Source organism: Cryobacterium lactosi (genome assembly GCF_004403945.1).
GTDB lineage: Bacteria > Actinomycetota > Actinomycetes > Actinomycetales > Microbacteriaceae > Cryobacterium > Cryobacterium lactosi.
In genome coordinates, this window is sequence record NZ_SOHM01000042.1 from 1 (window position 1) to 23,368 (window position 23,368).

Below are 23,368 nucleotides of genomic sequence, written 5' to 3' on the forward strand. Positions count from 1 at the left end.
GAGGACGGATTTCGTCGGTCAGCACCTGCCATCACGACCGTTACGCGAGGAACAAGTGAACTCTGTATATCCGCTGCCGCTCTCAACCAGCGCCCCCGAGCTGTGCATCGTACGTCCGGGCCGCGCCGACGAGACTGGCGCCAACTACACCCGACTGCTGGTGACGGACCCTTCGGGACCCAACGAGGGAGCCATTTTTCTGTCGGCGGAGGTCTATGTCGATGAAACAGCTGATGGGCGGGCTTTCCCAGTGTGGCGAAGTGATGACGACGGCCGCAGTTGGAGCCTAGTCGCGCAAGTGGTGGACTCGTTTTTGGGGATGGGGAACCGCTACCAACCTTCTCTTTTCGAGCTTTCTGTCGAGTTCGGTGGGTATCCACGAGGTTCACTGTTGCTTGCCGGCAACGCGATCCCCGAGGACATGTCCGAAACGCACATCGTGATCTACGCAAGCGTGGACCGGGGCGAAACCTGGTCCTTCGTGTCCCAGGTCGACGCAGGCGGCCCTGCGATCTACGATTCCTCCGCTCACGCCACGACCACGGCAGTTTGGGAACCCGACCTGTTCATGGCTGACGGGCAGCTCGTATGTGTCTATGCCGATGAACGCGAAAAGGACCGAGGAATGCTCCAAGTCCTCGTGCACCGAACGACCAAGGACCTCCGGAACTGGGACGAGCCTGTCATCGACTTTGGAGTGTCCGATGGGTACCGGCGCCCAGGCATGCTTGTAGGGACCGGTGAACTTCCTGACGGCAGCTACAAAGCGGTGTTCGAGGTTGTGGGCCCGACAACCGTTCCCGTCTACATCGCGAGTTCAACCAATGGTCTTAGCTGGGGAGCCCCCGACGACTTGGGTCAACTACTTGTCAGCACGACAGGTACCACACTCTCTGGAAGTCCAAATGTGGCTTGGCGAGTTGACGCTGATGGACAGGTGAATCTGCTTGTTACCGGCCGCCTGTCCATCGAAGCCGACGGAACGGAATCGAACCTCGCACTTATCAATCTGCGTGGTGGCCGCGGGGAGTGGCGGTCTCTCAGCCTCCCGGTGTCTGCCTCCCGTCACCTCGACCTCGAGAACTCTGGCTACAGCCAATCGCTGACGTGGACGAACGAAGGCGCCCTGCTACAGGCGACGTCCGTTCTCAACGCGCTGGGAAGCCATGACATCGTCGTTGCCCGCGTGCCCACGACCTAGTTGCTCGAAAACGGGCGATTTGATGGAGGGGTCGGTGATGGGCTGCACTTGTGCAGTGAAAGTAGATCGACGTTCATTCGCGGCCAAGGAAAACGTGTTCGGTTGGACCCCACCAGATTGCAGCGGGTCTAGCATCGAATACCGCCTTTTGCCGCTCCCGCGCCAGCCGTGGGCCATCGCTACAGAGCGTCGCAGAAGAGTCCGAAAGGGTGCAAATGAGAAGAAATTCAGTAGACGTAGCTGGAAGCATCTTTGTCCTGGAACAGGGTCGCGATGTTCGGCAGGTCAAGGATGCTGTGGTTGCGGCGATCCGTGCGGGCGGGGACCTGGTAGAGCTAGCCGTTGTCGATATCGAACCGGCGCATCGTCGGGGTTGACGACATCGGGGCGCGAGGTGCGTTCCCGTTTCCTGAGGAATCGGCGTAGCCAACGTCATGAAGGGGGCCGAAGTGGCTTGCCAAGACCGGTCCAGACGGGCTTTCGGCCCGCCTCAGGGAATATTGCGCAATGGTGTTGGCCGGAAGCGCTCTTGACGCGCCGATTTCGTGCCACCCGATGACGGTCTTGCCCGTCGCGGCGGCCGTTGTCGTGAGGTGGTCGACGAGATCGAGGTAATTCGCCTCGGGCGTCGACAATGATTCGTCACCGCCGATGTGCAACCACGGTCGTGCTCGACGATTCTGCGATAGTCGTCCTTCTAATAGAAGCCGCCGCTCACGCCATCAACGGAGGTCGAGGCGCCGATGCCGGTTAGCTCCGGCCAAGAGTCGATATGAAGGTGCCAGCCCTGGTCATCGGTGAGGTGGAGGACTAACTGAACAGAAAACGACAACCTCGTTGGCGAGCTACCTTTTGGGGGTACCGCTGGTCCACATACTTGATAGCAGCGTTCCAAAGTACTGGTAGCGGCCCGGACTGAGATGCTCGGGCCGCTGAGCGTTGCTCTGGCCTTGGCCCCGGAGAGTGGACACGGGTTGGGCGATGAGTTGGAAAGATGGGGAGCACGGTCAGCGTAGGATTCCACGGTCTCGGGCGGCGGATACTGCGGCGGTTCGGGAGCCGACGTTCAACTTCGAGAAGATATGTGCGAGGTGCGACTTGACAGTCGTTTCGGTGAGGAATAGATCAGCTGCGACGCCGGTGTTGGATTTACCGCGAGCGACGAGCTCAAGCACTTCCATTTCACGGGCGCTGAGACTGACCTGGGGGGCGCGCATCCGATTCAACAGCCGAGAGGCGATCACGGGTGCGAGGGCGCTCTCCCCGGCGGCGGCGGCGCGGACCGCCGCAATCAGCTGGTGCGGTGGTGCGTCTTTGAGGAGATAGCCGCTTGCCCCCGCCTCGACGGCGCCGAGGATGTCAGCATCCGAGTCGTAGTTCGTCAGTACCAGCACATACGGGGCCGCATCAAGCGCCCGGATGCGTCGGGTGGCGTCGGCGCCGGTGGTAGCCTCACCAGCACCGAATTGGAGGTCCATCAGCACGACATCGGGATTCTCACGCTCGGCGGCCTGCACGGCCTCGTCCGGGGTGGCCGCTTCGGCGACGACGTCGAAGTCCTCCTCGAGGCTGAACAGGGCGTTGAGTCCGGCACGGACGATGGGGTGATCATCCGCGATCACGAGTCTGATCATGGGGTCTCCGTGCGGGATAGGTTGACGGCCAGGGTAGTTCCGCGGCCGGGTGCGGTGTCGATGGTGAGGGTGCCGCCGAGCTGTTGCACACGCTCTTGAGTGGCCTGCAGGCCGAATGAATCCGTCTTTTCCGCCGAATCCCTCGTGGAGAGAAGCGGATCGAACCCGGTCCCGTCGTCAACGATGGTGAAGCACAGCTCGTCCCGGTCGATGGCGAGGGTGATGGTCGCGGTAGTGGCGTGGGCGTGTTGGATGACGTTCGCGATTGCGCCCTGTGCGATTCGGAGCAGCGCAGTCTGCAGATGCATCGGCAGCGCGACGCTGTCGGAAACCCGAACGTTCACATCGAGACCCCGCTTCGACCACTGCGTATCAGCGAGCCTGCGGAGCGCTCCGCCCAGACCTTGGTCGTCAAGTTGCGGTGGGGTAAGTTCGCGGATGAACCGGCGGGCGTCGGCTAGGTTCGCCGCGGCCGTTTCACGTGCCAGCTGAATGTGCTCGACGCCGGGCCGGTCGGGGTCGGTGCGTTCGGCGGCGTGCAGCAACATCTGGATGCTGGAGAGCCCCTGCGCCAGCGTGTCGTGGATCTCTCGGGCGAGGCGGGCGCGCTCTGCCAGAACGCCGGCTTCACGTTCGGTCGCCGCGAGTTGTCCCCGGGTGTTGATCAGGTCCCTCATGAGGGCCTCGCGCTGTTCAGCCTCGCGGGCCAGCGCTTGATAGCCGAGGCCGATCAGGAGTGCGACACCGGCGCCGACAAAGGGGCCAACCACCCCGCCGACGGTCCAGCCGCCGTGCACCCCGAGAATGCAGATCGCCACGACCGTCGAAACCAGGATCGCGGCGGACCCCCGCCATCGACCGAGGAGATGGAGGTAGAGAAAGAACAGGGGAAAGACCAGGTATGCGGCCTCCTGGATCAGCCACAGGAGGGCCACCCACTCGAGGGTGAGCACAGCCAACCAGCTCTGCCTCGGAAAGCGAGTGCGGAATCGACCCGGACGGCCGATTACCGCCCCGAGGCCGTAGGTCACCACGAGGGCCACCGACAAGACGATGACGGTGATGCTCGCGTCCGTGGGGGCGACCACCGCGCGGACGACGACGAGAACGGTCAAGGCGACGAACAGTATGTGCAGGCCAGTTCGCAGACCCACGAAGACCGGGGTCAGAGCAGTGTGGACCATGGGCTGAAGTTTACGTGTCCACCGTCTGAGGATCATCGTTCGAAAGTACGACGGGCGAGTACACACTCCGGGTGCGAAACGGTGTTCGGGCGGCCGATGACGGAACCGTCACGAAACGGGAAAGTGGGAACTGTCATCACACTCGGTGGCAGGAAAGGCACACACATGTTCGTCGCGTTACGCGATCTTCGCTTCGCCAAAGGCCGGTTCGTCCTCATCGGCTCCGTCGTCGGCCTCATCACCGTTCTCGTCGGTTTTCTCAGCGGGCTGACGGGAGGACTCGCGACTCAGAACATCTCGGCCGTGCTCGCACTTCCCGGCGACCGCATCGTGTTCTCTGCCCCTGCTGCCGGGGAATCCAGTGCCACCTTCTCCGACTCCACCATCACAGAGCAGCAGGCGAGGGATTGGGCGTCAACGGATGCGGTCACCGCCGCGGAACCCATCGGGATCAGCCAGACCCGCGGCGAAGCCGGCACCACCCGCGCCGCGATCGCGCTCTTCGGTGTGCAACCGGGATTCAACCGGGCCGCACCCACCCGCGACGGCCGCCTGGGCCTGTCCGATCCCGCAGCAGCAGAGCTCGGCGTGACAACCGGCGAGGACGTCACGATCGCCAGCACCACCTATACCGTCGAGACCATCGACGGAGACGGCTGGTACAGCCACACCCCGGTCGTGCAGATGACCCTTCACGACTGGCAGGCCTACTCCGCCGCCACCGGGAACCCCGACGCCTACGCCACCGTCCTTGCCGTCACCGGAAACCCCGACTGGGCTGCCGCCGATGCGATGAACGCGACAGTATCCGAGAGCACCCTGGGGTCCCTGATGGCGCTCAGCGCGTTCCGCTCCGAGATCGGATCGCTGCTGCTCATGGTCACCATGTTGTTCGGCATCTCCGGCCTGGTGATCGGCGCGTTCTTCACGGTCTGGACCATGCAGCGAAAAGGCGATATCGCCGTACTCAAAGCCCTCGGCGCCAGCACCAGATCACTTGTTCGTGACGCTCTCGGCCAAGCACTTATCGTGTTGCTTGTCGGCATCGGAGCCGGTTTAGGACTCGTCGCCGTCCTGGGAACTCTCGCCGGCACTGCACTGCCGTTCCTGCTCAGTCCGGTCACGACGGTTCTGCCCGGCGTGATCATGATCGCGCTCGGCCTCGCGGGCGCCGCCTTCGCGCTCCGCTCCGTCACCTCCGCCGACCCCCTCACCGCACTTGGGAGCAACCGATGATCCGCCTGAACAACATCACCCTCACCTTCCCCGACGGCGACAGCCGCGTCACCGCCGTCGACCACGTCACCCTCACTGCCCACCCCGGAACCGTCACCGGCATCACCGGACCCAGCGGTTCCGGAAAATCCAGCCTCCTCGCCGTCGCGGCAACCCTCATCCGGCCAGACTCCGGCCAGGTCCGCATCGACGACATCGACGCCACAAGGCTGACCCCAGGCGAAGCGACCGAACTGCGCCGCAACAAGATCGGAATCGTCTTCCAGCAATCCAACCTCATCCCCTCCCTCACCGCGCGGGAGCAACTGGCCGTCATGAACGAGCTTGGCGCCCGGCACAGCCGGAGGAACCGGGGAAAGGCCGCCACGCGGGCCGATGTGCTCCTCGACGCGGTCGGCCTCGCGGACCAACGTGACAAACGTCCGCACCAGCTCTCCGGCGGTCAGCGCCAGCGCGTAAACATCGCCCGGGCACTCATGAACGACCCCAGCGTCCTTCTCGTCGACGAACCAACCAGCGCTCTGGACCAAGAACGCGGCGCCAGCATCATCGACCTGATTCTGCGCCTCACCGATGAGTTGAACACCTCAACCCTGCTTGTCACCCACGACCTCGTGCACCTCCCGCGCATGCATGGAGTTGTGCACCTCGTCGACGGCAAACTTGTCGACGCGCTTCCCGCCGTCTGAGTCCACACTCGTTTGCAAGAGAACGCTGTTCAGCACCCAAGTCATTGCCCTGTGTTCAGCGTAGGCGCGGGCCGACCATCTATCTTGGCTTCCGCTGCGTTCGGAGCTTGTAAGGCGAAGGTCTGCTGGGTGTCTGGTTGCGATGACCCGCTACCGGGCGAGAGCCCGCTTTGCGATAACGATCAGGTCCTGCGCCGGCACTTGAGTGGGGCGGGGGCCGCTTGCCCACACTGCGGAGAACCGCCGTGTGAGGGTGACTCCGCTCACTTGTACGCCTCGACGAAGGCCGAGCTGCTGATCATGGTGCAGAACGACAAATTCGCCGCGGCCATCGACGACGGCCTGCCCGCCATCGCCGCGGAGGCGACGGACCCCCTGGAATCGGTCATGGCGGTGATGCGGCCCGTGGTGGTCTGTGCGCGGGAGCAAATCGACAACGGTCGTCTCTACCTTCATGAACTTGTCTTCGGCGACCCTGCCGAACCGAACCGGCGCGAAGGACTCGCCCGTGCTGCCAGACTCGAGGACGGCATCGCCCAGGTGCTCGCTCGTGACGGTGCACTCGACCAGGCCGACGCGACCACGGTGGCACGCGTGGTCAGTGCCATCATTCACCTCAGCGTCACCGCCACGATTCACATGCAGCAGAGTGACGGTACTGTCCTCGATGACATCCGTGGCCAGGTCCGCGCCGTTCTGGCACCGCATCGCGGCGCTGCCAGTCAGCGACCAATGGCCGTGAGCTGAAGCACGACCGCCTGTTGGGGTTTCATGGTAGGCGGTCGCACGCCGACGGTGCCGAGTTCCGCGCCGGTCAGGACGGCACCGTTCTCCAGCCATCGGAGCGGAGATAGCCCCGAGCCGTGAGCATCGGCGAGAAGGATGGGCGTCACGCGGAAGAGAAGGTCCGGTCTCAAGCCGGGGAGACGAATGCGGCCGGTTGGATACGTGGCGCTCATCTCCGTCTGGGCGATCGTGAAGACTGCGGTGTCACCGTCATCGCTGACCATCCCGCGAACATCGAGGGAGGGGTCGGCGAGATCGACATTCACCAGACGGCCGTGTGCCACGAGAGGGCGGATCTGTTTGGCAAATTGCACCCATTCGGCCAGCTCTGCCCGGGTCTTCGCGTCGGTTGTGGTGAGGTCCCACTCAATGCCGAAGTGCCCGAAGAGGGCTGCGGCGGCACTGAAGGCGAGGTCAACGACACGGCCGGTGGTGTGGACCGTCGGCGAGGACACATGCGTGCCCATCATCTCCGGTGGAACTATCAGGGACGTGTACCGCTGGTTGCGGAGGCGTTCGATCGGGTCCAGGTTGTCGCTGGCCCAGATGCGGTCGGTGCGGTCGAGGACGCCGAGGTCGACGCGTGCGCCGCCGGAGGCGCAGCTCTCGATCTCGAGCCCCGGGTGCGCGGCCCGCAGCTCGTCCAGAAGCCGGTAGAACGCCTGCGTGTGTGCGTGCGCACGCGCCTGCCCGCCGGCTCCGGCACCGGGGTCGACGAGGTCACGGTTGTGGTCCCATTTGAGGTAGGCGATTCGGTACTCGTCGAGCAGGGTGTGCAACCGCTCGGCGATGTGCGCGTAGGCCTCCGGGTCGGCGAGGTTGACGACCTGCTGGTTGCGTCCCGACATCGGCTCCGTGGTGCGGGCGCGGAGTAGCCATTCCGGATGTGTGCGCGCGAGGTCGCTGTCGGGGTTGACCATTTCGGGTTCCACCCACAGCCCGAACTCCATGCCGAGTCCGATGACGTGGTCGATGATGGGGGCGAGTCCGTTCGGCCACACGGTCTCATCGACATGCCAGTCACCGAGCCCCGCGGTGTCGTCGCGTCGTCCGTGGTACCAACCGTCGTCCAGGACGAACCGTTCCACACCGACCTCCGCGGCGATGTCGGCGAGAGACTTCAGCCGGGGGAGGTCGTGGTCGAAGTAGACGGCTTCCCAAGTGTTGAGGGTAACGGGTCGCGGGCGCTGCGGATGGTGCGGGCGGGCTCGCCATTCGGTGCGGATCCGATGCGCGAGTTCATCAAGGCCCACTCCCCACGAGCCCATCACGCGGGGGCTCTGCACAGACTCTCCCGGCAGGAGCGTGATCTCGCCCGGCAGATAGAGTTCACCGCCGGTGAGGAAGGCTTCACCGGTGGTGACCTTCTCGCCGGCCACGCGATGGTTGCCGCTCCAGGCGACGTGGATGCCGTGCACGAGCCCAGTTTCGAAGCCGAAGCCGGGCTGGCCGGCCGTGAACAGGAGGGTGGAGTCGGCGCCGGGGCGGCCGCGGCGGGACTCGCGGACGTGGCTGCCGTAGGTGAATGCGTGGCGCTGTGGGGTGCGCTCGCGCAGGTGGCGTCCGGTCGTGTCGAGGATCTCGGCGGCGTCAATGGGGATCGGAAATGTCGCCTGGAGGCGATCGACCGTATAGGCGGTGTCCCCGGTGTTGGTCACGGTGAGCTGCTGGGTGAAGACGCCCGCGCTGCCGAGGGAGAGGACGGCGACCACGAGCAGTCCGGTTTCGGGGTCAGTGAGGGTCAAGGTCGCCGCAGTGGGGGTGACGTCGACCTCACTGAGGGTAAGCAGGAGGCTGAAGTCGGTGCCGTCAGCGCGGTGTCCTTCAACGCCTGGGGTGCCGGGCCATCCGCTGGACGCCGTTGGCACGACGGCTACGCGAGGAGTGTGGTCGAGACCGCCGGTGACCCGCTGCGGCTGCACGGCCAGGGCCAGGTGCCGCAGTGTGTCGGCGGTCGTAACGGTCAACGCCGCTCCCCAGTGCACGATCGCCGGCCCGTAGGGGCTGTCCAGGTCGATGACGACGCTGGTGCCCCCGCGTCGAAGGTGAAGGATGCGATCTGGCTGCGGAGCTGGAGAGATCGTGTCGATCTCAGCGTGGGGAACCATTGCGCTCAGCCCTTGACCGCGGAGCCGGCCACGGACTGGACGAAGTACCGCTGGAAGATCAGGAACACGACCAACACCGGCAAGACGAGCAGGGTGCCGAAGGCGAAGACTTGCCCCCAGTCGGCCGGTTCTCGGTCGGAGAACACTCCCATCTCGAGCGGCAACGGTCGCACGGCAGGGTCAGAGGTCACGAGTGAAGGCCAGAGATACTGCCCCCACGAGCTGAGGAAGGTGAGGATCGCGACGGTGGCGAAGACGGGTTTGGCGTTCGGGACGACGATCCGGAAGAACGTTCCCCAAGCTCCCAGCCCGTCCAGATGCGCGGCCTCTTCGACGCTCTTGGGGAGGTTAAGGAAGAACGTGTAGAAGAGGAACACCGAGAACGCGTTCGCGATGAACGGCAGCATCTGCACCAGGAGGGTGTCTCGTTGCCCCTGCATCAGCGCCATCAGGGGGATGGCCACCGATTCGAACGGGACGATCACGAGCAGGATGATCAGGATGAAGACCTTGTCGCGGCCGACCCACTCCAGCCGGGAGAACGCGTATCCGGCGAGGGAGTTCACCAGCAGCCCGCCGACGACGACCACGATCGAGATCAACAGGGAGTTGGCCATGAACTGCCAGAAGTACCCTGACGCATCGGAGCTGAGGGCCCGGAAGACCGCGACGTAGTTGTCCAACGACAAGTCGGTGGGCAGGAACCCGGCGAACCCGTTGAGAACCTCCGAGGACGGTTTCAGGCTGCCGATGAGCAGGTAGTAGATCGGGGCGAACATCAAGAGCGCCGCGACGATCAAGACGGCGTAATTCTGGAAAGCCGCGGCCGTGCGGCGGGCGCGGTTGTTGGCGCTCATCCTTCGCTCCTTTGACGCAGTAGGCCCCGTTGGACCAGGGTGATGATGACGATGATGACGAACAGAACAACCGAGATCGCCGACGCGCGGCCCAGATTGTTCTCGGAGAAGATCGCCTTGGTGCCTGTGTACAGCAGGGTTTGAGTGGCTTCTTCATTCGCGCCGGCGGTGCGGATCAGGATGTAGACCTGGTCGTAGACCCGGAACGCGAGGATCGTGGTGAGCAGCGTGACGAAGATCAGCGTGTTGCGGATGCCGGGGATGGTGATGTGACGGAATTGCTGCCAGCCGTTGGCTCGGTCGAGCCGGGCGGCTTCGTAGCGTTCTTCGGGAATCTCCTGCAGTGCGGCGAGGAGGATCACCATCTGGAATCCGACGCCCTGCCAGATCGAGAGCAGGATGACCGATCCGAGAGCCGTCGCGGATGAGCCGAGCCAGTCGTGAGCGGGGACCAGCCCACCGGTGATGACGCTCACGGATGCGTTCAGCAGTCCGTCGTCACCGCGTTCCAGGATCAGTCGCCAGATCACGGCAACCAGGGCCATCGGGAACACGACCGGCATGAAGAAAAAGGTGCGGAAGAATTTCATCCCGCGCAGCTTCCGGTTCAGCAGAACGGCGAGCACCAGGGCCAGCCCGGTTTGGACCGGGATGACCACGAGGGCGAAGACCAGGTTGTTCAGCAGCGAGCGCAGGAATGTGCCGGAGAGGATCGGGTCGGTGAACAGCCGGATGTAGTGGGTGAACCCCCAGAAGCGGGGTTCTCGCGCCATATCTGCCTGCACGTTATAGAGGGACAGCACGATGGCGGTGATGAACGGGACAGCGACGAAAGCGATCAGCCCGATGATGGCCGGGGCGGACATGAGAACACCGTCACGGGTGTCGCGCCAGCGGAACCGGGGCTTGCGTACTGTGAGCTGCGAGGAGGGTATCGCCGTCGATACGGGGCTAGCCATGGGAGTTGCCTTTCGGAGGGGGTGTGGGCGCCCGGCCTGCGAGCGCCCACACCCGGGGGATTACTGCTGGTATCCGTCGTTGTCCGCGAAGTTCTGGTCGATCGACGTCGCCGCGTCGCCCAGAGCCTTGGCCGGGTCAGCGCCACCCCAAATCGCCGAGAGAGCACTGGAGAACTGCGACGTGACCGTGGGGTAGCCGGCCGTGATCGGCCGGTAGACCGCGACACAGGTGTCGGTGATGTCGTCGGATGCACACGCGTTGGCGAGCTGCTCACCGAACAGGGCAAGCGGTCCGCCCTCCTTGTAGAGCGGGTCTGCGTCGAACGCCGATTTCGTGGCCGGGGGTGCACCGTTGGCCTGAGTCATGGCGGTGACGCTCTCATCGTTCAGAAGGTAGTCCATGAACGCACCGGCCGCCTTGCCGTCCTGGGTTCCGGAGCCGATTCCCCAGGTCAGCGACCCGGCGCCGGCCTTGGCGCCGGTGCCGAAGTCGGGCAGCGGCATCACCAGGAGGTCATCGCCGAGCGCTTCGCTGTAGGTCGGGTAGTTCCAGTGCCCACCGATACCGAGAGCAACGCGCCCGTCAGGGAAGACCTTGGAGTCGGCATTGGAATCCACGAAGGGCTTCCAGCCGGCGACCTGGGTGAGCGCGTCAACACTCGCGGCCGAGTCAAGCGCGCCAGTCGCCGTGTTGTCCTCGAGCAGGTTTCCGCCTGCCGACCAGACGAACGGTGCGAACGCGTACGTTCCCCACTCGCCCGCGAGTCCGGCTTCATTCAGGTCCAGGGCCTTCCCGGACGGGCTGGAACCGGAGAGCGCGCTCAGCGCGGTCTCGAACTCTTCGGCGGTCCAGGCGGTGTCGATCGAGGTGGGGTAGGTGACCCCGGCCGCATCGAGCATCGCCTTGTTCCCGTAGAGTCCCATCGCGGAGTCGAACTGCGCGAGTGCGTACAGCTCCCCGTCCGCGGTGCCTTCAGCGATGGACCCGGCGGTGGCGTTGTCAATCGTCTCCTGCGAGACGTGGTCGCTGATCGGGGTGAGCTTTCCGTTGTAGACGTAGCTGGCCAGCGTCGGGCCGTCGATCTGCAGCACGTCCGGCAGCTGATCCTTCGGCGTGCTGGTGATCGTCGTCGTGTACGTGTCCGACGCAATCAGGCGCAGCTTGGCAGTGACGTCAGACTGGGAGCCGTTGAATCCGTCGACGGCGGCCTGCAGCGCGGCGTTCTCGCTGTCCTGGCCCTGCAACGCCCAGACGTCGATGTCTCCGGCGCCGTCGCCGGCAGCGGCTCCGCTCCCGCCTGCCGAACAGCCGGTGACCAGTAGTGCGGTGGCGGTGAATGCGACCGCGGCGACCATGCCTCGTCGCATAGTGCGTGTGATTGTCATGACTCTCCTTGTTGGTTGTATCCCACTGTGGATACGAAAGACAGGCGTGCGATGGTTCTGCTCACCGAGCGCATGCCTGCGATGCGCGGTGATGTCTGCGGGACGGCTGTCACGAGGAAGCACCCTGTCGGTGGTCGAGAGCGAATTCTCCGTCGGCGGTGATCCGGAACGGGATCGGGTCGGAGATCTCGCTGTGGAAGGTAGCTCCGGTCTGGCTGGTGTGGAAGGCCAGGAGAGCCCACTGCCCGTCCCGGTGCTGCACGAGCTTGCCGGAGTAGAGATTTTCCGGGGTCAGCGGCTGCGCTGCGGACAGGTCGAACGGGCCGGTGGGGTCGTCAACGACCATCGCCCAGGTGCCCACGTCGGGAAACTCCGCAGCGCGTTCTGGCGTAGCCGCTCCCGCGGGGCACGAGAACACCAGCACCCAAAACCCGTCGACCTGGACGACCTGGAGAACTTCGACGTGTTCGAAGCCGGCGCCCGGCTCGGACAGCGGCGGGCGGACTTCCCAACTGCGGAGATCCGCGCTGTGCGCATACCCGACGACACCGCGATCGTTGATCTCTCCGTGGTTGGCGCGGGCCGTGACCAGCATGTGGAAGCCGTCTCCGGCGGGATCGGCGAACACCCACGGGTCTCGCCACGCCTCTTCCTTCCACGTGGAGGAGCCCCACGTCTCGTACCAGCGCGGGTCTGCGGTCGTGACCGGACCGGGCTGTTTTACCCACGTCTGGAGATCCATCGACGTCGCCACTCCGATCGATTCGATGTTCGCGGTAGCAGGCTCATCGCCGAGGAACCGGGCGCCGGTGTAGAACATCCGCCACACGTCGTCGGTGCCGCGGACCACGCTGCCCGTCCACGTCGCTGTTTCATCGAACGCGCCTGGATCTCCGACTGGGAAGGGGCTCGGGCAGAGCGTCCAGTCGGTGAGGTTGTCGGACACGGCGTGGCCGATGCGGGCAGCACGGTGGCGACGGGATTCGTCGCCGAGCGAGGTGGGTGCGTGCAAAAAGTAGAGGTGGTGCAGGTCGCCGTCGTCGGCCAACCAGAAATCCCACACCCACGAGCCGTCGAGGTTCAGCACGACGCACCGCGGTTTCGTGCATCGGTGGGGTCGCAGGTGTCGGTGGAATGCACGGTAGTCCTTCGTCGTTGAGCCGGAATCGGCGGTCGCTAACACGCTTGACTAGTGAAGTTATGCGATTTAGCACCGCGTGTCAAGCGGTTTAGCAGATATTCCGATACGATGAGCGGATCAACCTGGGAATAGAGGCGACCGTGGCTCAAAAGAGAGTAACGATGGCGGACGTCGCCAAGCTCGCCGGTGTTTCCACGACCTCCGTGTCGCTGATCATGAACAACCGCCAGGGCACCCGCTTGTCGGCAGAAGCGGCAATACGGGTGCGAGCGGCCGCCGACGAGCTCGGCTATCGGCCCAACCTCACCGCCCGAGCACTGAGTACCCAGAAGTCCCATGTGATCGGATTCATCTCCGAACAGGTGGCCACCGACCGCCTCGCCAGCGGCCTTATTCGAGGAGCGCTCCAGGAAGCGAAGCGGCACGGACATGTGCTGTTCATCGCCGAGACCGAAGGGGAGGAGGGGGCGGTGCACGACGCAGTTGACGCTCTCACCGACCGGCAGGTCGACGGAATCATCTACGCAGCCACCCGACCGCAGTCGTTGCATGTGCCCGCCAACGTTGGCTCCACACCCGTAGTGATGCTCAATGCGGTCTCCGACGATGTGGCCGACTCCGTCCTCGCAGATGAGTACAAGGGTGCACGGAACATCATCCGGCTCCTCCTGGACGCCGGGCACACCGAGAACGTGGTCGTGCTCGGACGTTCTCTGGACCACCCGGCCGACGAGTGGTTCACGGTCGCCGTGCAACGACGCCTGGCGGGAATTTGGGACACTCTTCGTGAACGGGGGGTGACGCCGATCGCACAGCTCCACTGCCAACCGTGGTCGGTCATCAACGGCTATCAAGCCATCCACGACCTGTTGCAGGCCAACGTTCAACCACGGGCCATCATCTGCCTGAACGACCGGCTCGCGTTCGGTGCCTACCGAGCCCTGGGCGAGGCGGGTCTGAAGGCCGGACGCGACGTCGCGGTCGTGTCATTCGACGACGATGACATTGCCGTGTACCTCGACCCGATGCTCACCACGGCCGCGGCACCGTTCGAAGAAATGGGTGCCCACGCGGTGCGGCTGCTTCTGGACGGCGAACACACCCCAGGTGAACACCTCGTGCCGATGCCTCTGCGTATTCGCGGATCAGTGAAGGTTCCCGAGAAGGTCGGAAGCCGCATCGAGCACCCCGATGATGAGACGAACTGGGTTCGCTAAGAAGCCCATACACCCGCCGTGGTCAGCCGTGAGCGGGAAGGGAAGCCAAAGGGCGCAATCAGCATCAGCGTTCTGCGTTTCCGATACCTGCTTGAACGACTCGTCGCAACCTTGATGACCTGTCGGCGCGAGTTCGGTCTGCCCTGTCAGTCAGAACGCCTTGCGACAGCAGGCTGGGTCGATCCCGCCTTGCTGACGTCCAGGCCGATGGCGCTAAGAAAGACATCAAATGACTTCTCCACATTGACCGAGGCTGGGTCGTAGAGCCACTGAACCTGCAGACCGTCCATCAGGCCGATGATCATACTGGCGAGAGTCGAGGAGTTGGCCTTCGGATCGAAGAGTCCGTCTGCCTGTAGGGCGTCGAACGCCGCAGTCAGATAGAAGCGTAGCTCTGCGTATCGATTGGAGTAATACTCATGCGCGGGATGATCGCGAGAAATCGCCTCAGCCGCCAGAACTGTGTGCAGCTCCAGAAGGGTGCCCTTGTGCATGTTCTCGAAGTGTTTCGTCAAAACCGACGACAGCGCACGTGCGCTGCCCAGTTCGGGTGCTCCTTCGCTGTCTGCCTGGTCTCGTGCTTCGAGCACTGCGAAGAGAAGAGCTTCCTTCGTTGCGAAGTGATGAACAAGTCCGCGCTGGCTCATTCCCGCACGCTCCGCCACTGCTTTCACGGTCATCGCGCGATAGCCGCTCTCATTGAACACCTCCAGGCAGGCCTCGATGATCTTCCTACGTACCGTCGCCGTCTTCGCGTACGGGCCGCGGGCGGTGCGTGCTTCGTCGCTGCTGCTCATGTGTTGTGGCTCCTCCGCTGGCACGGTTCGGGAATTCGATGAAATTACGTTTGTAGCGCGATTTTCATGATACATTCAGGCTGAACTTCGCGCCGCAGAGGTAATTTGGTCGCGAGTCTCACACCTCCGCACTTCGCTACCCGACCATGACAAAGGAGTCACCGTGGCAACCCACGACGATGGAATCGATTCGACAGCCGGCGCGGCTTTCCCGCTCGCTGGCCCTAGCGCGCAGCAGACGGCTGCCAGCGTCGCGGAGGCGAAACGACTCCCCGAATCCGGCGATGACTTTCCTCCGGTCAGTCGTCGTTGGATCGCCCTCATCTTTGCGGGCATCTTCGGCGTGTACCTCGCATATGTCACTCCGGTCGCGATCTCACTCTCGATTCGCGTGCAAGACCTAGCCCCAGGTCGTGACGAGTATCTCGGCATCATCATTGGTGTAGGTGCCGTCGCCGCTTTGCCACTTGGTCCGCTCGCGGGTCAGCTGAGCGACCGCACCAGGAGCCGATTCGGCCGACGCCGTCCATGGCTGATCGGCGGCACGATCGGCGGCGTGTTGGCCCTCACCGTGATGGCCCTAGCACCGAGTATTTTCGTTCTGGGCCTCGGATGGGTACTCGCGCAGATCACCTTCAGTCTCGTCGTCAACGGGTTCGTCACCATTCAGGCCGACCGGCTTCCTGCACTGCAGCGTGGCAAGGTAGCTGGGATCACTGGGATGGCGCAGCAGGTTGCCCCTGTCGTAGGTGCCGTAATCGGCGGCTCGCTCTCCGCGAACCCCATCCTGATGATGCTCGTGCCTGGCATCTTCGCCGTCGTCTTTGTCGGGCTCTTCGTCGTGCGTTACCATGAGCCGGATAGCAGGGGGCTCACCTTCGACAAGCCGCTCACCGCTCGCTCCGTTATCGCCGGGTATGTCTTCGACCCCCGCACCAACCCTGACTTCGCGTGGAACTGGCTTGGGCGTCTCTTCTTCTTCTTCGGGCTCACCATCAGCTCGACCTACACCGCGTTCTTCTTCGCGTCCAAGCTCGGCCTCGAGGTGAAGGACGTTGGCAGCCTGATCGCAGTCGCCGGGCTCCTGGGAATCGTCGGGACGATCGGCGGAGCCCTCGGAGGTGGATTCCTCACGGACCGGCTGCGCCGTCGTAAGCCTTTCGTGCTTGGGGCCGGGATACTCTTCGCTGCCGCCAACACTCTGATGGCGTTCGCCCCCGACCTGCCGGTTCTTCTCGTGGGCAGCCTGCTGAGCACCCTCGCGATTGGCGTATTCTCGGCCGTCGATCAGGCGCTGTTGATCGATGTGCTTCCCGCCAAAGAGACTGATGCGGGCCGATTCGTCAGCATCACCGGGTACTCAACCGCCCTCGCCCAGTCGACGGCACCGTTCGTCGCGTCGATCGTTCTCGTCCTCGGAGTATCCGCATCGGGAGACAAGAACTACACCCTGTTGTACGTGCTCGCCGGCGTGTTCACCATTATCGGCGGCCTGCTGGTCATGCGAGTCAAATCAGTGCGGTGATCCCTCCCGGCACATGACCGAAACAATCCACAACGACCCGACAGGGCTTGCCGCCCTTCATTCACGACCATGAGGACCTCATGACCGATCTACCATTTCGCCGCCCGACGCTTCCTGTGGAACTTCGAGTCGCCGACCTGCTTTCGAGGATGACCCTCGAGGAGAAGGCCGGACAGCTGACACAGTACTTTCACTTGGGCATCGAAGTGCCCGAAGGGTTGGATATCGATGCTCTACCAGCAGAGCAACGTGCCTACGCCGAGCAGCCGAAGGTGGTGTCCGATGCGGTTCGAGCGGGGCTGACCGGATCCGTTCTCTTTGTAAAGGAGCCCTCGACGGCGAATCGGATGCAGCGTCTCGCCGTCGAGGAGAGCCGCCTTGGCGTTCCCCTGTTGTTCGGTTTCGACGTAATACATGGCCTCAGAACCATTTTTCCGGTGCCGCTCGCGTTGGCGGCCACCTGGTCCATTGACACCATAGAGGCGGCTCAGGCAACAGCTGCTCGCGAGGCACGGTCGGTTGGCATCCACTGGTCGTTCGCTCCAATGGTTGACATCGCCCGCGACCCCCGCTGGGGGCGGATCATCGAGGGATCGGGTGAGGACCCCGTGCTTGGCGCTGCAGTGGCGGCCGCGCAAGTCCGGGGGTTCCAAGGGAACTTTGGGCCGAGCAATATCCTGGCTGGGCCGAAACATTTTGCAGGATACGGGGCTGCTCGCGGGGGTCGGGACTACGACGACGCGGAAATTTCCGACTCTGAATTGTGGAACGTGTATCTTCCGCCTTTCCGCGCGGCGATCGAGGCCGGGGCAGTGAATGTCATGAGCGCGTATATGGACTACAACGGTGTGCCGGCATCGGGCAACCGGCGTCTACTCACCGACGTGCTGCGCAACGAACTCGGCTTCGACGGTTTCGTGGTCTCTGACAACAACGCCGTCCGTTCACTGGAAACTCAGCACTTCGCTAAGGACCTGACGGACGCTGGCGTACGCGCACTCAAAGCGGGAGTCGACATGGAGATGTGCATGTTCAATCCGGCGTTCTCTCGACTGGCCCAGGCCGTGTTGGATGGCCTGTTAGAAGAAAAGGTCATCGATGAGGCCGTGCGTCGAGTGCTCACCGTGAAGTTCAAGCTCGGTCTCTTTGAGCAGCCATACGTCGACGAGGACGCGGCAACCGAGGTCCTGATATCGACAGAGAGTCGCGAACTCGCGCGCGAGGCGGCAGAGAAATCTATCGTGCTGCTGAAAAACGACGGAGGAGCCCTGCCACTGACGACCGCCTCCCTGTCGTCAGTGGCCGTAATCGGTCAACTCGGCGACAGCAAGCGAGATACCCTTGGGCCTTGGGTTTTCGACCATGACACCGATGAAACGGTCACGATCCTTGAAGGCTTGCGCTCCCGGATCGGCGACCGGGTGACGGTGGATTATGCCCCCGGTGCCGGGATCCCGCCCCGGGTCTTCCCCTCGATGTTCGACCAGATGGACGCCTCCGTCGTCGCGACACCAGAGAACTACGATGACGCTGCAGAAGTTCAGCAGGCCGTGCAGCTCGCGGCCCGATCAGATCTCGCCATCGTCGTCGTCGGCCAGCGCCAGAACCAGATTGGTGAGAACGCATCAACATCGACTCTCGACCTACCCGGGGACCAGCAAGAACAGCTGCGGCAGATCGTCGAAACCGGCACCCCGGTCGTGCTCGTGGTTATGTCCGGAAGGCCGCTGGACCTCCGATGGGCTGACGCGAACGTACCCGCCATAGTGCAGACCTGGTATCCCGGGACGAGGGGTGGGGACGCGGTCGCCTCCGTCCTGCTCGGTGACACATCGCCGGCGGGACGGCTGCCGTTCACCTGGCCGCGCCACGTGGGCCAGGTCCCGATCGTGTATTCGCACTACCGCACATTCGCGCCAGGTGACCAGGGTGCCCGTTACTGGGAAGAGCCGAGCACTCCTCTATATCCCTTCGGGTACGGCCTCTCGTATGCAACCTTCGAATACACGAACCTCCGGATGGATCGTACGGCGGTACCTGTCGGCGAATCGGTCACGGTGTTCGCGGACGTGACGAACACTTCTGCAGTTGACGCTGACGACGTCGTGCAGCTGTATATCCACCAGCGGTACGGCACGTCATCACGGCCCGTTCGAGAACTGAAGGCTTTCGAGCGCATCACCATTGCTGCCGGCCAGACTCGAACTGTGCGTTTCACCCTCGCTCCGCAGGACCTGCGTTATTGGAGTGCTGTGACGGACGGCTACGTGCAGGACGCCACCACTATCGACGTTTGGGTCGGGGGTAGTTCGTCAGCTGATCTCACAACTCAATTCGAAGTGACCGACTCAGACACCGGTTCGGACCGAGGGACCGCATGACCCAGTCCCGAGTGATTTGCAACCCGCTTGACCTGGCGTACGCCTATTCGGATGTCCGGAGCTTGACAGGGAAGCGATCGCTTTCCCGCGAGGCGGCCGATCCGTCGGTCGTGCTCTTCCGCGGTTCCTATTTCATGTTTGCCTCCATGACGCCTGGCTTCTTCCACTCGGATGACCTCGTCTCGTGGACCCTCCAACGCAGTGACAAGTTCCCGGCGTATGACTACGCACCAGACGTGCGTGAGGTCGACGGGGCGCTGATCATCTCGGCCTCCCGCCGCGGTAAGCCGTCGCCGTTCTACCGCAGCCGCGATCCGCTCGCCGACGACTTCGTCGAAATCACACCGGGGACTTTCGCCTTCTGGGATCCGAATCTCTTCCAGGACGACGACGGCCGCCTCTACCTCTATTGGGGATGCGACGCCCGGGTTCCCCTTCAAGGAGTTGAGCTCGACCCCACAACCTTCGAGCAGGTCGGGACACCGAAAGCCCTGATTTCGAGCGACCGGGAATCGCGGGGTTGGGAACGCAACGGCGAGAACCACGATCCCAAGAAGAACAGTCTGATGTCCAAACTGATCTTCGGCGGTCGACCTTTCATCGAGGGCGCATGGGTGACCAAACAAGGAAACACCTATTATCTTCAATACTCGGCACCTGCAACGGAGCTGAACACCTACGCTGACGGCTATTATACGAGCAAGAGCCCTCTCGGCCCGTACGAATACTCGATGGACAGCCCGTTCTCCTCGAAACCCGGCGGCTTCATCACGGGCGCCGGTCATGGCAGCACGTTCCAGGACGAGCACGGGAACTGGTGGCACGCCTCGACGATGCGCATCTCGGTCAACCAGACCTATGAGCGCCGTGTCGGTCTCTTTCCGGCTGGATTCGACGAAGACGGCACGCTGTTCTGCAATCAGAATTTCGCAGACTATCCGTCGCGTGTTCCAGACGGCCCATTCGACCCCTGGGACGACATCTTCGCCGGATGGATGCTGCTGTCCTACCGCAAACCCGTGGCCGCAACCTCGTCACAGCCGGGCCATGGACCCGGCCTCGCGGTCAATGAGAATGTTCGCGATTGGTGGGTGGCCGGGATCAGCGCTCCTGGAGAGAGCCTGACCGTCGACCTGGGCGCAACCGTTCAGGTGCACGCCGTGCAGGTTAACCTCGCCGACCATGACCTGACCAAGATCACGCCGGCGCCGCCGAAGGCTTCACTGCGACACATGGCCGGACACAAGCGACTGGTCGACCCGGCAACTCATCCGACGGAATACGTGCTCGAATCCTCCGAGGACGGCGAGAGTTGGTCCGTGCACTGGGACGGTCGCGGCACTGGGCAGGACACTCCGCACAAGATGATCACAATCGAAAACGGGACCCCCGCCCGCTACGTGCGCGTCATCGGACACGCGATGCCGTTCGACGCCCCGCTGGCCCTCAGCGGCATTCGCGTTTTCGGGAGGGGAGTGGGTTCACGACCGGCACCGGTCGAGGCCAATGCCGTCCGGCTCGACCCTCTGACGGCGTCCGTCTCATGGCGAGAGGACGACAACGCTGACGGTTACAACGTCCGCTACGGAAGGCAGCCAGGCAAGCTGTACCACAGCTGGCTTGTCTACGGCCAGTCAGCCCTCAACCTCAGTTCCCTCAACGCGGGCGAAAAATACTGGGTCGCGGTCGACGCCTTCAATGAGAACGGCATCACCGCGGGTGCCGTCGTCGCCATTTCAGCGCAGACCACAGAGAGTCGCGTGAGCAGGTGACAGCCACGCTATTCACGGATGGGTGGACGTTCGGCGCCCAGGGTGAAGCGCCGGCGCCCGTGACGCTGCCCCACGACGCAATGATCAGCGAAACGAGAACCGCTGACGCCCCATCAGGTGCTCACGGTGGATACTTCGCCGGCGGGTCCTACGTCTACGCAAAGAGATGGTTCGCGCCGGCACACGCCGACGACAGGTTGTTCCGACTGTTCTTCGAGGGCGTGTACGGGGACGCCACGATTCTGCTGAACGGCGAAGAAGTCGGTAACAACATCAGTGGCTACCGCGAATTCGTCGTGCCGCTCCCCGGGGTGGTCGCCGGGGCCGAGAACCTCATCGAAGTGCAGGTCGACAACGCCGACCAACCCAACAGCCGGTGGTATTCGGGATCTGGAATTTACCGGAGAGTGTGGCTCGAGGACTTCTCCCCGGTACACCTCGACCACGGGGGACTCACGCTCCGGACCGTCTCTCTGGGCGACCCGGCAATCCTCGAGGCCGTCGTCGATCTGGATCGAGCCGCGCACGGTGCAGAGCTGCTAGTTCGCCTCGTTGATGACGGCGTCTCCGTTGCCGAGTCTCGGCGTCTCGTGACAGGCCCCCAGACAACCCTCACGCTGGAAGTCCCCAATCCGAAACCCTGGTCTGACCGATCCCCGCACCTGTACACGGTCTACGTCGCACTCTTGGTCGCTGGCGTCATCGTCGACGAGCAAGAAATGCGGACTGGCCTGCGCACTGTGGACGTGGACCCTCGCCGAGGACTTCTCATCAACGGCGTCCGCACCCTTTTGCGTGGCGGTTGTGTTCACCACGACAGCGGACCGCTCGGTGCGGCGACATTCCGAGCGGCGGAATACCGGCGCGCTCGCATTTTGAAAGAAAACGGCTTCAACGCCATCCGAAGTGCACACACACCGATGTCCCGCGACCTGCTCGACGCATGCGACGAGCTGGGGCTGTATGTATTGGATGAGTTGACGGACGTCTGGTCAAACCGGAAGGTCGCATTCGATCTGGCGCCACGGTTCGAAGAGATCTGGCCCGATGATGCCCGCTCGATGGTGGCGAAGGACCGTAACCACCCGTCGGTGATCATCTACTCCATCGGAAATGAGAACACTGAGACGAGCACTCCGGCGGGAGTCGAGACAGCCCGGGAAATGCGAGCGTTCGTCAAAGCCCTCGACCCAGACCGGCCAGTCACCGCGGCGGTGAACTTCTTGCTGAACCTGATGGCCGGCAGGAAAGCTGGCGCCCAGTCAGCGGCCCCCGCTCCGGCGACGCCGAACAAGAAGCGGCCCACTGCTGTCACCAGCACCGCGGCAAACATTATGGCCGACAAGCTGGGCAGCATCATGCAGCTCGTTGCACGCGCACCAGGCGCCGACAAAACCACCCGCGATGTCCTCGCCACACTCGACGTCGCCTCATACAACTACGCGTGGGGACGTTACAAGAGCGACGCAAAACGCCACCCCGATCGCGTCGTCCTCGGTTCGGAGTCACTGCCCGGCGATATCGTCCGTCTCTGGCCGATCGTCGAGAAACTGCCCAACGTAATCGGCGACTTCAGCTGGACCGCCTGGGACTATCTCGGCGAAGCTGGAATTGGCACCTGGGCGTACGGGGAGGACTCGCTAACCGCGACCCTGTCGAAACCGTTCCCCCACGTTACTGCGGGACCGGGGGCCATCGACATCACTGGCGTTCCGGGCGCACAGTCGCTCCTCAACCGTGCCGTCTGGGGACTGCTTGATGAACCCGCGGTCACGGTGCGGCCGCTGGACCGGGCAGGCGAGAAGATTCGGCGGACGGCTTGGCGAAGCACCGACGCGGTTGCCAGCTGGTCGTGGGCTGGTGCGGAAGGGAAAGCAGCAGAGCTGGAGGTGTACTCCACCGACGAGGAGGTGGAAGTCTTCGTCAACGGCCGAACGCTGGGACGAAAACGAGCCGGAGCAAGAGTTGGATTCGTCACCAGGTACCGGACGGAATACGAGCCCGGAGAAGTCGTAGCCGTTGGATACCGCGGCCGCGTGGAGACTGCCCGGAGCAGCCTCCGCTCCTGCGATGCGCCGACCCTGACGCTGGTTGCCGAAACGTCTCACCTTCCTGCCGACAAGCAAGAATTGGTGTTCGTGCGCATCGAGATAGCCGACGAGAATGGCGTGGTCGAAATGCTCCAGGACGACGTCATCACCCTTGAGGTCAGTGGCAACGCCACACTCGCCGCGCTAGGCAGTGGCGCCCCGGCAACGACAGAATCCTTTTCAGCCGCCCAGCATTCCACTCACTACGGGCGCGCTCTGGCGATCATCAGAAGCGATGGCACTGCCGGTCCCGTTTCCGTCAAGGCGACGAGCACGCGGCACGGGTCAGCCGAACTGCAGCTCGCGGTGCTGGTCGGCACATGATTCGCGTGGGCGTTCTCGGTGCCGCGCGCATCACCAACGGCGCTCTCATCGATCCGGCGGCACGAATCCACGGTGTCACGG

At 63.6% G+C, this 23,368-nt stretch carries 18 protein-coding genes; 9 read left to right on the forward strand and 9 right to left on the reverse strand.

The genetic code is table 11. The features are described from left to right. Window positions 1-1,201, forward strand: a 1,201-nt coding sequence (locus E3T61_RS19675) for a sialidase family protein (RefSeq protein ID WP_206751535.1), incomplete at its 5' end; no start/stop codon positions are given. Between the two features lie 697 nt (window positions 1,202-1,898). Here the strand turns inward: E3T61_RS19675 and E3T61_RS22180 are convergent. From E3T61_RS22180 to E3T61_RS19690, 3 genes are read right to left on the reverse strand one after another with little or no spacing between them, the layout of a single operon-like run. After that, window positions 1,899-2,225 (reverse strand): family 20 glycosylhydrolase, encoded by a 327-nt coding sequence (locus E3T61_RS22180; RefSeq protein ID WP_134642541.1) that lies wholly within the window; start codon window positions 2,223-2,225, stop codon window positions 1,899-1,901. Then, window positions 2,209-2,835 carry a response regulator gene (locus tag E3T61_RS19685; RefSeq protein ID WP_134642542.1) on the reverse strand — a complete coding sequence of 209 codons (627 nt, stop codon included), beginning with the start codon at window positions 2,833-2,835 and terminating at the stop codon, window positions 2,209-2,211. Before E3T61_RS19685 ends, E3T61_RS22180 begins: the two co-directional genes overlap by 17 nt. Continuing rightward, window positions 2,832-4,019: a sensor histidine kinase gene (locus E3T61_RS19690; RefSeq protein ID WP_134642543.1), complete on the reverse strand. Its 1,188-nt coding sequence runs from the start codon at window positions 4,017-4,019 to the stop codon at window positions 2,832-2,834. The genes E3T61_RS19685 and E3T61_RS19690 overlap by 4 nt, the downstream gene beginning before the upstream one ends. Window positions 4,020-4,184: 165 nt before the next feature. On the opposite strand from E3T61_RS19690, the gene E3T61_RS19695 reads away from it, so the two are divergent. The 3 genes from E3T61_RS19695 (at window position 4,185) to E3T61_RS19705 (ending at window position 6,691) form a co-directional block, all read left to right on the forward strand. Continuing rightward, window positions 4,185-5,255, forward strand: a complete 1,071-nt coding sequence (locus E3T61_RS19695) for an ABC transporter permease (RefSeq protein ID WP_134642544.1) — start codon at window positions 4,185-4,187, stop codon at window positions 5,253-5,255. Next, window positions 5,252-5,944, forward strand: coding sequence for an ABC transporter ATP-binding protein (locus tag E3T61_RS19700; protein ID WP_134642545.1), 693 nt, complete (start codon window positions 5,252-5,254; stop codon window positions 5,942-5,944). Before E3T61_RS19695 ends, E3T61_RS19700 begins: the two co-directional genes overlap by 4 nt. 267 nt (window positions 5,945-6,211) lie before the next feature. Beyond that, the gene (locus E3T61_RS19705; protein ID WP_134642546.1) at window positions 6,212-6,691 is read left to right on the forward strand and encodes a TetR/AcrR family transcriptional regulator; all 480 of its coding nucleotides are present in this window, start codon (window positions 6,212-6,214) and stop codon (window positions 6,689-6,691) included. Here E3T61_RS19705 and E3T61_RS19710 read toward each other — a convergent pair. The 5 genes from E3T61_RS19710 to E3T61_RS19730 form a co-directional block, all read right to left on the reverse strand. Next, window positions 6,667-8,838 (reverse strand): alpha-galactosidase, encoded by a 2,172-nt coding sequence (locus E3T61_RS19710; RefSeq protein ID WP_134642547.1) that lies wholly within the window; start codon window positions 8,836-8,838, stop codon window positions 6,667-6,669. The genes E3T61_RS19705 and E3T61_RS19710 overlap by 25 nt on opposite strands. A gap of 5 nt (window positions 8,839-8,843) precedes the next feature. Beyond that, window positions 8,844-9,695, reverse strand: coding sequence for a carbohydrate ABC transporter permease (locus E3T61_RS19715; RefSeq protein ID WP_134642548.1), 852 nt, complete (start codon window positions 9,693-9,695; stop codon window positions 8,844-8,846). Then, complete coding sequence (locus E3T61_RS19720; protein ID WP_241992705.1) at window positions 9,692-10,654, reverse strand: carbohydrate ABC transporter permease; 963 nt, start codon at window positions 10,652-10,654, stop codon at window positions 9,692-9,694. The genes E3T61_RS19715 and E3T61_RS19720 overlap by 4 nt, the downstream gene beginning before the upstream one ends. A 60-nt stretch (window positions 10,655-10,714) precedes the next feature. Continuing rightward, entirely contained in the window at window positions 10,715-12,040 is a 1,326-nt protein-coding gene (locus E3T61_RS19725; protein ID WP_134642549.1) for a sugar ABC transporter substrate-binding protein, read from the reverse strand. A 109-nt stretch (window positions 12,041-12,149) separates the two neighbouring features. Continuing rightward, window positions 12,150-13,127: a glycoside hydrolase family protein gene (locus tag E3T61_RS19730; protein ID WP_134642550.1), complete on the reverse strand. Its 978-nt coding sequence runs from the start codon at window positions 13,125-13,127 to the stop codon at window positions 12,150-12,152. Between the two features lie 215 nt (window positions 13,128-13,342). Between E3T61_RS19730 and E3T61_RS19735 the strand changes: the two genes are divergently transcribed. Continuing rightward, a complete protein-coding gene (locus E3T61_RS19735; RefSeq protein ID WP_198418735.1) occupies window positions 13,343-14,398 on the forward strand; it encodes a LacI family DNA-binding transcriptional regulator in 1,056 nt (351 codons plus the stop codon). A 146-nt stretch (window positions 14,399-14,544) separates the two neighbouring features. Here the strand turns inward: E3T61_RS19735 and E3T61_RS19740 are convergent, their stop codons facing one another. Next, window positions 14,545-15,195 carry a TetR/AcrR family transcriptional regulator gene (locus tag E3T61_RS19740; RefSeq protein ID WP_166793322.1) on the reverse strand — a complete coding sequence of 217 codons (651 nt, stop codon included), beginning with the start codon at window positions 15,193-15,195 and terminating at the stop codon, window positions 14,545-14,547. A gap of 163 nt (window positions 15,196-15,358) precedes the next feature. Here E3T61_RS19740 and E3T61_RS19745 point away from each other — a divergent pair, with 163 nt between their 5' ends. From E3T61_RS19745 to E3T61_RS19760, 4 genes are all read left to right on the forward strand, one after another. Then, window positions 15,359-16,720 (forward strand): MFS transporter, encoded by a 1,362-nt coding sequence (locus E3T61_RS19745; RefSeq protein WP_241992706.1) that lies wholly within the window; start codon window positions 15,359-15,361, stop codon window positions 16,718-16,720. 80 nt (window positions 16,721-16,800) lie between these two features. Continuing rightward, window positions 16,801-19,101, forward strand: coding sequence for a glycoside hydrolase family 3 N-terminal domain-containing protein (locus E3T61_RS19750; protein ID WP_134642553.1), 2,301 nt, complete (start codon window positions 16,801-16,803; stop codon window positions 19,099-19,101). Further along, window positions 19,098-20,873, forward strand: coding sequence for a family 43 glycosylhydrolase (locus E3T61_RS19755; protein ID WP_134642554.1), 1,776 nt, complete (start codon window positions 19,098-19,100; stop codon window positions 20,871-20,873). The genes E3T61_RS19750 and E3T61_RS19755 overlap by 4 nt, the downstream gene beginning before the upstream one ends. Then, window positions 20,870-23,287: a glycoside hydrolase family 2 protein gene (locus tag E3T61_RS19760; protein WP_134642555.1), complete on the forward strand. Its 2,418-nt coding sequence runs from the start codon at window positions 20,870-20,872 to the stop codon at window positions 23,285-23,287. The genes E3T61_RS19755 and E3T61_RS19760 overlap by 4 nt, the downstream gene beginning before the upstream one ends. Window positions 23,288-23,368 lie beyond the last annotated feature (81 nt).